The sequence below is a fragment of the Streptomyces sp. NPDC050535 genome (assembly GCF_044457665.1).
GTDB lineage: Bacteria > Actinomycetota > Actinomycetes > Streptomycetales > Streptomycetaceae > Streptomyces.
Genome location: NZ_JBITHE010000008.1, coordinates 136,306 through 147,272 on the forward strand (window position 1 = coordinate 136,306; position 10,967 = coordinate 147,272).

The 10,967-nt window shown below is 68.7% G+C and carries 11 protein-coding genes; 5 read left to right on the forward strand and 6 right to left on the reverse strand.

All coding sequences use genetic code 11. From position 1 onward, the window contains the following. Positions 1 to 112 precede the first annotated feature (112 nt). From ACIBLC_RS19850 to ACIBLC_RS19860, 3 genes are read left to right on the forward strand one after another with little or no spacing between them, the layout of a single operon-like run. A complete protein-coding gene (locus tag ACIBLC_RS19850; protein ID WP_399212317.1) occupies positions 113 to 1,048 on the forward strand; it encodes an ABC transporter ATP-binding protein in 936 nt (311 codons plus the stop codon). After that, a complete protein-coding gene (locus ACIBLC_RS19855; protein ID WP_399212318.1) occupies positions 1,045 to 2,646 on the forward strand; it encodes an ABC transporter permease subunit in 1,602 nt (533 codons plus the stop codon). Before ACIBLC_RS19850 ends, ACIBLC_RS19855 begins: the two co-directional genes overlap by 4 nt. Before the next feature lie 47 nt (positions 2,647 to 2,693). Next, the gene (locus tag ACIBLC_RS19860; protein ID WP_399212319.1) at positions 2,694 to 3,482 is read left to right on the forward strand and encodes an ABC transporter permease; all 789 of its coding nucleotides are present in this window, start codon (positions 2,694 to 2,696) and stop codon (positions 3,480 to 3,482) included. A gap of 16 nt (positions 3,483 to 3,498) precedes the next feature. Here the strand turns inward: ACIBLC_RS19860 and ACIBLC_RS19865 are convergent, their stop codons facing one another. The 3 genes from ACIBLC_RS19865 to ACIBLC_RS19875 all read right to left on the reverse strand — a co-directional run bounded on the left by ACIBLC_RS19865 (position 3,499) and on the right by ACIBLC_RS19875 (position 6,849). Next, positions 3,499 to 3,993, reverse strand: coding sequence for an N-acetyltransferase (locus ACIBLC_RS19865; RefSeq protein WP_399212320.1), 495 nt, complete (start codon positions 3,991 to 3,993; stop codon positions 3,499 to 3,501). 192 nt (positions 3,994 to 4,185) lie between these two features. Next, positions 4,186 to 5,823: a subtype B tannase gene (locus ACIBLC_RS19870; protein ID WP_399212510.1), complete on the reverse strand. Its 1,638-nt coding sequence runs from the start codon at positions 5,821 to 5,823 to the stop codon at positions 4,186 to 4,188. Positions 5,824 to 6,231: 408 nt separating this feature from the next. Beyond that, the gene (locus ACIBLC_RS19875; RefSeq protein ID WP_399212321.1) at positions 6,232 to 6,849 is read right to left on the reverse strand and encodes a YceI family protein; all 618 of its coding nucleotides are present in this window, start codon (positions 6,847 to 6,849) and stop codon (positions 6,232 to 6,234) included. Between the two features lie 426 nt (positions 6,850 to 7,275). Between ACIBLC_RS19875 and ACIBLC_RS19880 the strand changes: the two genes are divergently transcribed. Both ACIBLC_RS19880 and ACIBLC_RS19885 read left to right on the forward strand, forming a co-directional pair. Continuing rightward, positions 7,276 to 8,874 (forward strand): acyl-CoA carboxylase subunit beta, encoded by a 1,599-nt coding sequence (locus ACIBLC_RS19880; protein ID WP_399212322.1) that lies wholly within the window; start codon positions 7,276 to 7,278, stop codon positions 8,872 to 8,874. A gap of 57 nt (positions 8,875 to 8,931) precedes the next feature. After that, the gene (locus tag ACIBLC_RS19885) at positions 8,932 to 9,126 is read left to right on the forward strand and encodes an acyl-CoA carboxylase subunit epsilon (protein WP_399212323.1); all 195 of its coding nucleotides are present in this window, start codon (positions 8,932 to 8,934) and stop codon (positions 9,124 to 9,126) included. A gap of 168 nt (positions 9,127 to 9,294) precedes the next feature. Here ACIBLC_RS19885 and ACIBLC_RS19890 read toward each other — a convergent pair whose 3' ends face one another. From ACIBLC_RS19890 to ACIBLC_RS19900, 3 genes are all read right to left on the reverse strand, one after another. After that, positions 9,295 to 9,876, reverse strand: coding sequence for an ATP/GTP-binding protein (locus ACIBLC_RS19890; protein ID WP_030793786.1), 582 nt, complete (start codon positions 9,874 to 9,876; stop codon positions 9,295 to 9,297). After that, positions 9,857 to 10,450 carry a DUF742 domain-containing protein gene (locus tag ACIBLC_RS19895; protein ID WP_399212324.1) on the reverse strand — a complete coding sequence of 198 codons (594 nt, stop codon included), beginning with the start codon at positions 10,448 to 10,450 and terminating at the stop codon, positions 9,857 to 9,859. The genes ACIBLC_RS19890 and ACIBLC_RS19895 overlap by 20 nt, the downstream gene beginning before the upstream one ends. A 95-nt stretch (positions 10,451 to 10,545) precedes the next feature. Beyond that, positions 10,546 to 10,959: a roadblock/LC7 domain-containing protein gene (locus ACIBLC_RS19900; protein ID WP_384379066.1), complete on the reverse strand. Its 414-nt coding sequence runs from the start codon at positions 10,957 to 10,959 to the stop codon at positions 10,546 to 10,548. Positions 10,960 to 10,967 lie beyond the last annotated feature (8 nt).

Genomic DNA, 10,967 nt, shown 5'->3' on the forward strand with positions numbered 1-10,967 from the left:
TCTCCCTCATGTGGGGGACTCGGAAGGCGATTCCTCCCTCGCGTCAGGGGTGCCGAAGACGGCTCCCTGGCGGGACGACGAGGAGGCCCGCCGGTCCCTAGTGTCGCTGGGCATGAGTGACGCAACGATCGAAGTCCAAGACCTGCGCAAGCGGTTCGGCAGGACCGTCGCGGTCGACGGGTTGTCCTTCACGGTCGAGCCGGGGCAGGTGACCGGGTTCGTCGGCCCGAACGGGGCGGGCAAGTCGACCACGATGCGGTCCGTGCTCGGCCTGGACGCCCCCGACGAGGGGCGAGCGCTCATCGGCGGCCGTGCTTATCAGTCCCTGCGCTCTCCCCTTCTCGAGGTGGGCGCCCTGCTCGATGCGGCCGCTCTGCATCCGAGCCGCCGCGGCCGTGACCACCTGCGCTGGCTGGCGCACTCGCACGGTCTGTCCCTGCGCCGCGTGGACGAGGTCCTCGAAGAGGTCGGAATGGCCCAGGCGGCCCGCCGCCGCGCGGGCGGCTACTCACTCGGTATGCGTCAACGCCTCGGCATAGCGGCCGCGTTGCTGGGCGATCCGCCGGTCCTGCTCCTCGACGAACCGGTCAACGGCCTCGATCCCGAGGGCATCCAGTGGATCCGTGGCCTACTGCGCCGACTGGCCGCCGAGGGCCGGGCCATCCTGGTCTCCAGCCACCTCATGAGCGAGCTGGAGGACACCGCCGACCATCTGGTCGTCATCGGCCGGGGCCGTCTCATCGCCGACACCGCCGTCGCGACCCTGCTCGCCGCCGCGTCCGGCGACCGTGTCGCCCTGCGCACGAGCGCGCGTACGGAGGCGATGAAGCTGCTGGCAGGCGAGGGCGCCACCGTCGCCGTCACCGGCGCCGACACCCTCACGGTCACCGGCCTGCCCGCGGAGCGCATCGTGGCCCTGCTCGGCGCTTCCCGAATCCCCTTCGCCGAAGTGGGCGCACACCGGGCGACGTTGGAAGAGGCGTACATGGAACTGACCAGACACGCGACCGAGTTCACCTCGGCACCCGAGGGCGAGGTGGCCCGATGACCTCGCCGACACCCTCCCCGACACCCTCCCCGACGCCGACGCCGACGCCGACGCCGACGCCGACCACGACCGTCACCGCCTACCGCTCAAAACTCCCGCCCACCCGCGACGGCTTCGGACGGTTGCTCCGCGCGGAGTGGTCCAAGTTCTGGACGGTGCGGATCTGGGTGCTGGTGCTCGCCGTGGCCGCGGCGGTCACGGTCCTGATCTCCCAGTTCGCGGCGGACGGTTCCTCGGACGGGTCCAACGAGAACCAGGTCACCGTCGCCCCGGACGGCACCCGGGTCAACGACAGATTCCGCTTCGTCCACCAGCCGCTCGCCGCCGACGGCAGCGTCACGGTCCGTGTATCCGACCTCAAAGGGCTCGCGGGCAACCCCGAGCCGTGGGCCAAGGCCGGAGTCGCCATCAAGCAGAGCACCGAGGCAGGCAGTCAGTACGCGGCGCTGATGGTCACCCCCGACCACGGCGTCCGCATGCAGTGGAACTTCACACAGGACAAGGCGGGCAGCGGAGCGTCCGAAGCTCCGCGCTGGCTCCGCCTGACACGGACGGGCGCGCGGTTGACGGGGTACGAGTCGGCCGACGGATCCGAGTGGACGAAGGTGGGCTCGGTCGAGCTGCCCGGGCTGACGAGGACGGCCGAGGCGGGCCTGTTCGTCGCCACCCCCCTCCACAACAACCTGCGGCGGGCTTTCGGCGGCACCTCCGAGAAGGCCGGCAGTACGAGCATCACGGCGAGCTTCGACCACCTCGCCCTGAGCGGCGGCGTCAAGGGAGCCCCCTGGACCAGCACGGACGTGGGCGCCCCCGCTCCGGACGACCCCGACGCCCCGCAGTCCGGTCCGGCGCACATCACACCCGGCACCACCTTGGTATCGGCCGCGGGTGTCTACACCGTCACCGGTCAGGGTGACATCGCCCCGGACCAGACCGGCGGCGACATCGTCCAGATGAGCTTCCAGGGCGTCCTGGTGGCGGTGCTGTTCATGGTGGCGCTGGGCGCCCTCTTCATCACGTCCGAGTACAAACACGGCATGATCCGTACGACGTTCACGGCGACGCCCCGCCGCGCCAGGGTCCTGACGGCGAAGGCCCTGGTGATCGGTGGCGTCACGTTCGCCGTCGGCCTGGCGGCTACGGCGATCACCTTCCCCCTCGCTCAGAGCGCCATGCGGGACAACGGGTTCGCGCCCCCCGCGTACCCCGACCTCTCCCTCCTGGACACCCCAGCCCTACGTGCGGTCGTCGGCAGCGCGGCTCTCCTGTCCCTGGTGGCGGTGCTGGCCCTCGCGGCAGGCGCGCTGCTCCGCAACAGCGCCGGCGCGATCACGGTCGTGGTCGTCCTCGTGATCCTCCCGCAGGTCCTCGCCTTCGCCCTCCCGCTCACGGTGGCGCACTGGTTGCTCAAGGTCACCCCGGCGGCGGCGTTCGCCGTCCAGCAGGGAGTGACGTACTACCCCCAGGTCGACCACAACTGTCTCCCGGAGAGCGGCTGTTACCCCCTCGCCCCGTGGAACGGCCTCGCGGTCCTGTGCGCATACGTGGCGGTGGCACTGGCGCTGGCCGCCTGGCGCCTGCGCAGGAGAGACGTATGAGGTCGTCGTCGGCGAGGAGGGGTACGGGGTCATCGTCAAGGGGAGGCATGAGGTGGTCGTTCCACGCCGAGTGGACGAAACTCCTTACGCTGCCGAGCAGTTGGCTGCTCCTGGCCGCGACGGTGGTCCTGACGGTCGCGGTGGGTACGGCCTCGGCTGCCGCGGTCACCACCCGGGACTGCCTGACGGCGGCGGCGTGCCACGAGGACACGGTGAAGCTGAGCCTCATGGGAGTCTGGCTCGGCCAGGCGACGGTCCTGATTCTCGGGGCCCTGTCGCTGGGAGCGGAGTACGGCACGGGCACGATCCGCACCACGCTGACGGCGATCCCACGCCGTTCGCGGGTTCTCGTGGCGAAGGCGGCCGTCCTCGCCGCTGTCACGGCGGCAGCCGGCGTCCTGGCGATCACCGCGTCCCTCTACGCCGCCCGCCTGATCCTCCCGGGCAACGGATTCACCCCGGCCGAGGGTTACCCCCTCCACACCCTCACCGACCCGACCACGCTCCGGGCAGCACTCGGTTCAGTCCTCTGCCTGATCCTGATAGCCCTCCTGGGCCTCGGCCTGGCGGCCCTGCTACGGGACACCGCGGGCGCGATCACGCTGGGCCTCGGCCTCCTGTACGTCGTCCCGCTGCTGGCCGACCTGCTCGGCTCGGCGGCCTGGACGGACCGTATCGAGCGCTGGGCCCCCATGCCGGCGGGCCTGGCCATCCAGGCGACGCGGGATCTCGCCCGGCTCCCGATAGGCCCCTGGCCAGGTCTGGGAGTGCTGGCGGCGTACGCCCTCGGGCTACTGCTGCTGGGCGGAGCGGCGTTCAGGCGGCGCGACGCGTAGGTCCGTGAGACCAGGGTCAGCCGGCGTCCGGCAAGCTCAGCCAGTCCTGCCACGACAAGTCCCGCCCGATGAACCGCGGTCGCTCAAAGGGCCAGTCCTCGTCGATCCACCGAGGCACCAGCGCGTCCAGGTCCCGCTCCAGGTCGGTGCCCACGCGCTCGTCCACGACCCACCAGGAGATCTCGGCATCGGCACCGGTCTTCTCCGGCGGATCGATGTAGACACACCCGAACTCCTCGGTACCCGCGTCATTGAGCAGCACGTAGTTGAAGGACTGATGCGCGGCGATCTCGTCCGCATGCCGCTCCAGGTCCTTCTTGTTCGCCTCGTACGACATGGTCTCGGCGGGCCATCCCCACGCCGCACCGAAGATGGACCACAGCCGCTCGCGCGAGCCCATCACGGTCGGGTAGTCGAGGTCCGCGTCCGCCCCGCTGATCGGACGTAGGTGATATCCGCCCGGCAACTCGACACGAACGGGATGAACGAAGCCAACGGGCAACCAGGTCATGCCCGGAGGCTAACTGCCACCTGCGGGTACCCGCACCGGGTTATTCACCGGGACCGGGACCGAGGCGGGGGCGGGGCGGGGCCAGACCCGAGAACACCTAGACGCCGAGCCCCGGGGGCGCGGGCTCGGCGTCTAGGCGGGCGGCATCCGCATCTGGAGGGGACGCCGCTCAGCGGGCGGTGCTGACGGGTGCTACTTGCGGGAGGCGGCGCGCTTCGTGCCGCCCGTCACCTTGGCGACCCAGGTGAGGAAGTCGGCCGGGTCGATGTTCGAACCGTGGCCCTCGTCCCAGTAGTAGAAGTGGTTGACGTCGTCGCCGAGGTTGTCGGCGGCGGCCGCGATGTTGGCGGAGACCGTCAGGGAGGTGTCGGAGTCCTTCGTGCCGAGGCGGATCCACCAGTGCTTCGAGCGGCCCGGGTTCTTCTTGGCGAAGTGGTACATCGGGTTCATCAGGTCGAGCTTCTCGGGGATGTCGCCGGCGAGACGCTTGCTGGTGACCCCGGTGGTGTCGTTCTTGAGGCTGTAGGCAGTGAAGTGGCGTGCCTCGGTCGTGTCCTTGCCGAACTCGTTGTTCTCGCCCGCCGACAGGTCGAAGGCGTCGAAGGCCGGCGTGCCCTTCTTCCGCGCGCCCACATGCGTCAGGAAGTCGGCCCACGTGAAGGTCGCCTCACCGCCGGACCAGGTGATGAACGTGTTCGCGGCCAGGTAGGTCGCACGGGCGGAGTCCGACAGATCCGTGAGGTACTTGGTGGCCGACGGCTGGAGGTAGGTCTCCACCATGTAGTCGTCGTAGTTGCGGGCCGTGAGGGAGCCGAAGCGGTTCAGGCCCCGCAGCTTGAGGGAGGCCTGGTATTCGGCGAACTGGGACTGGAGCGCCTTGGAGACGGTCTGGTCGACCTGCTTGCCGGTGCTCAGGGCGTTGGTGCCCCAGTTGAACTCGTAGGCACCGTCCGCGTGCTCCAGGTCGGTGATCGGGCACCAGGCTCCGGTGGCGAAGATGGCGTCGGACGCGTCGGCGGCGCCGAGCTCCTTCAGGTACTTGGCGTAGATCTCGCTGTCGCCGGACGCGCCGAGCAGGGCGGAGAGGGCGCCGCCCGCGCTGGTGCCGGTGGAGACGATCCGGTCGGTGTCGCCCGGGATGACGCCCTTGTTGGCGCGCACGTACCGCACGGCGGCCTTGAGGTCCACGATGGCGGCGGGCGCGGTGCCGTAGTAGTTGCCGTCCGAGTCCTTGAGGGTCCGGCCGCGCGCGCCGGGCTCCACGACGACGTAACCCGCCGCCAGGCCCAGCTTGCCGAGGTTGACCATGCCGCCCTGGGCGTTGGTCATCGCGTTGCCGCCGGAAGCCACCTCACCTGAGCCCGCAGAGGCAGAGGCAGAGGCAGAAGCAGAAGCAGAAGCAGAAGCGGAGGCCGAGGCGCTGGGCGCGGCACCGCCCCCGGTCGGCGTGCCGGTCATCTCGGCACCGCCCACACCCGTGGCGTCGGCCACCGAGGACGGCATGTATCCGCCGACGGCGTTGGGAAAGATGATGGGGGCGTCGGTGGCGTCCACGGCCTTGCCGTCGATCTTGACCGGAACGCTGACGTTCAGGCTCTGGTACTTCTCGTCCACCGGGTTGGTGACATAGGTGATCGCCTTCCAGAAGTGGTAGACGACCTCCTTGTCGTCGCCGTCCGCGTCGGTGATGGTCGTCGTCAGCTCGGTATAGGCGTCCTTGTCGAAGGCGAGGGCACCCGAGGCGGCCGAGGACTTCGACGTGCCCGATGCGTTCGCACTCAACGCGAAGCCGCCGGCCGCGGCGACCCCGGCGGTGGCGCCCATGCCCATGACGACGGTCCTGCGCTTCACTGCCCTGTGCTTCACTGAGGTCTCTCCCATGCGCGGCAGACGCGGTGCTGCCGTCGAGTCGACTCCGTCGCGCAGGACGCACATGCGGTGGCCCTGTAGGCCCCGGCGGCGGTATCGCCCACCCGTGTCGTCCCACCCGATCTTCTGCTTGCGAACGTAAATGGGCCAGTTCAGGATTGTCAACAATTCTGTTGCATTCATCGTTGGCACCCAAGTTCTCATTGCGGAGTCACAGGTTGAGGCGTGTTCTCGCGGCGGGCGTCCGGGTTTCCGTCCGGACGTGCGTTCGCACATAGCGAAGCGCCCGTCCTCTGGCCGCGGGGGCTGCGGAGGACGGGCGCTGTCACGATGCCGTAGGGCCGAGGCCCCGAGGCGGCTGTCGTCGGCTCAGGCGGCGACGTTCTTGATCGCCGAGATGTCGAAGACCAGCTTGATCTTGTCGGAGACGAGAACGCCACCGGTCTCCAGGGCCGCGTTCCAGGAGAGGCCCCACTCGGAGCGGAGGATCTGCGCCGTGCCCTCGAAACCGACGCGCTGGTTGCCGAACGGGTCCGTCGCGGAGCCGTTGAACTCCAGGTCGATGGTGAGCGGCTTGGTGGTGCCGAGGATCGACAGCTCGCCGGTGATCCGGTAGTCGTCGCCGCCCAGGGCCTCCGCCTCGGTGGAGCGGAAGGTCATGGTCGGGAACTCGTCCGCCTTGAAGAAGTCGGCGCTCTTGAGGTGGCCGTCACGGTCCGCCGAACCGGTCTCGATGCTCTCCACCTTGACGTCGAGCGTGGCGGTCGACTTGGACGGGTCCGAGCCGTCCAGGTGCAGCGCGCCCTCGAAGTCCTTGAAGCTGCCCTTGACGTTGGTCACCATCGCGTGGCGGGCGACGAAGCCGATCGTCGAGTGCGCCGGGTCGATCGTGTACTCGCCGGTCAGCGCGGCCAGGTCGGGGTTCACCTCGGCGGGGGTCGTGGCGGCGTCGGTGTCGGTGTCTGTCTTGCGGCCGAAGATGCCCATGATCTGCTCCTTGGGGGACGGGTCGCGGCTTCGTCCGAAGTCGCGACGCGAGGCTGTTCACTGAGGCTGTTTAAGTTTCAACGATGCCAACAAGGGTGAAGGTAGACCTATTCCATTCAAGTTTCAACATCATCCTCTGTGTGTTGATGACGTTACGGTGCGTCCCGTCGAACCGCTTCCCGGGCAGCGGCCCGAGGTGGCGGCCGGAGAGTGGCCGTTCACCCCAGGGATGGCATGTGCTCCTCATGAATGTGAGGTGGCTCTCAGCTGACGAGTTTGTGTGACCTCTACAAGCCCTGTGCCCCTTGAGCAGTCAGATCGCCTGCCTGCGTGGAGTGGTTCTGTTGAGGGGTGCCAGGAAAACGGCCCGGAGACTGTACGGAGTCGACGGCCCCTTTTCCTTGGCGGACTTCGTAAGGTCGCTACATGACCGTTTTGGACGAGGCCGAATCCGCAGGATCCTCAGGCGAACCCACGGATGCGCGCGGTCGCGTGGCCGAGCTGCACGCGATCCGTGCGGAGGCGCTGCGGGGCCCCAGCGAGAAGGCGACCGCCGCTCAGCACGCCAAGGGCAAGCTGACCGCGCGGGAGCGCATCGAGCTGCTGCTGGACGCCGGCTCCTTCCAGGAGGTCGAGCAGCTGCGTCGGCACCGGGCGACCGGGTTCGGCCTGGAGGCCAAGAAGCCGTACACCGACGGTGTCATCACCGGCTGGGGCACGGTCGAGGGCCGTACGGTCTTCGTCTACGCCCATGACTTCCGCATCTTCGGCGGCGCGCTGGGCGAGGCCCACGCCACGAAGATCCACAAGATCATGGACATGGCCATCGCGGCCGGAGCGCCGCTGGTCTCCCTCAACGACGGTGCGGGGGCCCGTATCCAGGAGGGCGTCTCCGCGCTCGCCGGTTACGGCGGCATCTTCCAGCGCAACACCAAGGCGTCCGGCGTCATCCCGCAGATCAGCGTGATGCTCGGCCCCTGCGCGGGCGGCGCGGCCTACAGCCCCGCCCTCACCGACTTCGTCTTCATGGTCCGCGAGACCTCGCAGATGTTCATCACCGGACCGGACGTCGTCAAGGCGGTCACCGGCGAGGAGATCACCCAGAACGGCCTCGGCGGCGCCGACGTGCACGCGGAGACCTCCGGCGTCTGCCACTTCGCGTACGACGACGAGGAGACCTGCATCGCCGAGGTCCGCTACCTCCTGTCGATGCTGCCGCAGAACAACCGCGAGAACCCGCCGCGCGTCGCGTCGGAGGACCCGGCCGACCGCCGCTCGGACGTTCTGCTCGACCTGGTTCCCGCGGACGGCAACCGCCCGTACGACATGACGAAGGTCATCGAGGAGCTCGTCGACGACGGCGACTACCTTGAGGTGCACGAGCGTTGGGCCCGCAACATCATCTGCGCGCTGGCCCGTCTCGGCGGCCAGGTCGTCGGAATCGTGGCCAACCAGCCGCAGTCCCTCGCGGGCGTGCTGGACATCGAGGCCTCCGAAAAAGCTGCGCGCTTTGTCCAGATGTGTGACGCTTTTAACATCCCGATCGTCACTCTCCTGGATGTCCCTGGGTTCCTTCCCGGTGTCGACCAGGAGCACGGCGGCATCATTCGGCACGGCGCGAAGCTGCTCTACGCGTACTGCAACGCGACGGTGCCGAGGATCTCGCTGATCCTGCGCAAGGCGTACGGAGGCGCCTACATCGTCATGGACAGCCAGTCCATCGGTGCGGACCTCACGTTCGCCTGGCCGACGAACGAGATTGCCGTGATGGGCGCCGAGGGCGCGGCCAACGTCATCTTCCGCCGCCAGATCGCGGAGGCGGAGGACCCCGAGGCGATGCGCGTACGCATGGTCAAGGAGTACAAGGCCGAGCTGATGCACCCCTATTACGCGGCCGAGCGGGGTCTTGTCGATGACGTCATCGACCCCGCGGAGACCCGCGAGGTGCTCGTCAGGTCGCTGGCGATGCTGCACACCAAGCACGCGGACCTGCCCTCCCGTAAGCACGGCAACCCCCCGCAGTAACCCTGCGGATCCTCCGCGGCAGCGCTGCGGAAACCTCTCTCACGGAGACTGACACCTATGAACAACCCTGACATCCGCGTCGAGAAGGGCCACGCCGAGCCCGAGGAAGTCGCCGCCATCACGGCCGTCCTGGTGGCTCGCGCGGCGGCCGCACCCGCGTCCGCCACGTCTCACAACGTCGCCCGCCCCAAGGCCGGCTGGCGCCGCCTGGAGCGCGAGCCCGGCTTCCGGGCCCCGCACAGCTGGCACTGACACCTTCAGCGCGCACACGGCCCCGCTCTCCCTCCGGAGGGCGGGGCCGCGGTCTTTGCCCAGGACCCGGCCGCCACACGGGAACGCACGACAACGGCCCCCGCTTCTCCGTGCGGAGAAGCGGGGGCCGTCGGGTGATGGGTGAGTACGGGAGGAGAAGAAGGACCGCTAGCGCAGCCGCGCCATGAGCGCGTGCTCCACAAGCGTGATCAGTGCCGACTTGGCGTCCGCGCGGTGGCGGGCGTCCGTCGTGATGATCGGAGCGTCCGGGCCGATCTGAAGCGCCTCGCGGACCTCGTCCGGGTTGTACGGCTGGTTGCCGTCGAAGCCGTTGAGGGCGATGACGAACGGGAGACCCGAGTTCTCGAAGTAGTCGACCGCGGGGAAGCAGTCGGCGAGACGGCGGGTGTCCACCAGGACGATCGCGCCGATGGCGCCGCGGACCAGGTCGTCCCACATGAACCAGAAGCGGTCCTGGCCGGGAGTGCCGAACAGGTACAGGATCAGGTCCTGATCCAGGGTGATACGGCCGAAGTCCATGGCGACGGTGGTCGTCGTCTTGTCTCCGGTGTGCGTGAGGTCGTCGATGCCCGCGGACGCGGACGTCATGACGGCCTCGGTACGCAGCGGGTTGATCTCCGAGACGGCCCCGACGAACGTGGTCTTGCCCACGCCGAAGCCGCCCGCCACCACGATCTTCGCGGACGTGGTGGAGCGGGAAGGCCCTCCGCTAGAGCTTGCGAAGTCCACTGAGCACCCTTTCGAGCAAAGTCACGTCTGGCTGGCCGCCGGCGTTCTCGTCACCGCCGGGCTGATGGATGGCGACCAGGCCCGCCTCCGCCAAGTCGGCGACGAGAATCCTGGCCACACCGAGAGGGATGGTCAGCAGGGCCGATACCTCGGCCACCGACTTGATCTCCCGGCATAGGTTGCAGATCCGCTGATGCTCGGGCAACTGACCCTGCATCTGGTGCGGTTGTGCGGTGGTGTGCACCAGCGCCTCGATGGCGAGCTGGTAGCGGGGCCTGGTCCGGCCACCCGTCATGGCGTACGGACGGACCAGGGGGTTGTGCGTGTTCCCGGCCGGTGACGGCTCGGGGTTACGGCGATGCGGCTGCACCGGCTGGATGCGCGGTGCCGACGGCTGGTCGTAGGGCGAGGTCCCGGGACCCTGCGGTGCGTACGGCTGCTGACGCCGAGGGGACGGTGCGGAGGGAAAGTTGTACCGGTTCGGGTTCTGAGAACCGTCGCCCTGGCCGCCCTGCCCCTGGCCGGGGCCGTACGACCAGTTGCCCGAAGACGAACCGCCTGGGGGTGTTGCCACTTTTCTCCTCCTCCGACTGTGCCGGGCACCCATCACCATGGGACCGCGTCCCGAAACCTTATGGCCTCGGGACACCAAAAAGCACCGTCTGTCTGTTAGTTGAGAAGGCTCCCCTGGAGCTCTGCTCGAAGGTCCGGGGTCAGGACGGTACCGGCACGGTCCACCAGAAGCGCCATCTCGTACCCAACGAGGCCGATGTCCGCCTCCGGATGTGAGAGTACGGCGAGGGAGGAACCATCGGACACGGACATGATGAAGAGGAATCCCCGCTCCATCTCCACAACCGTCTGGTTCACGTGGCCACCCTCGAAGATGCGGGAGGCTCCCGCGGTCAACGAGGTCAGACCGGATGCGACGGCCGCCAACTGGTCGGCGCGGTCACGGGGAAAGCCTTCGGACATCGCCAGAAGGAGTCCGTCGGCGGAGACCACCACCGTGTGGGACACCCCAGGGGTGTTGTCCACGAAGTTGGTGATCAACCAGTTCAGGTTCTGCGCCGCCTGGCTCATCGGGCTCA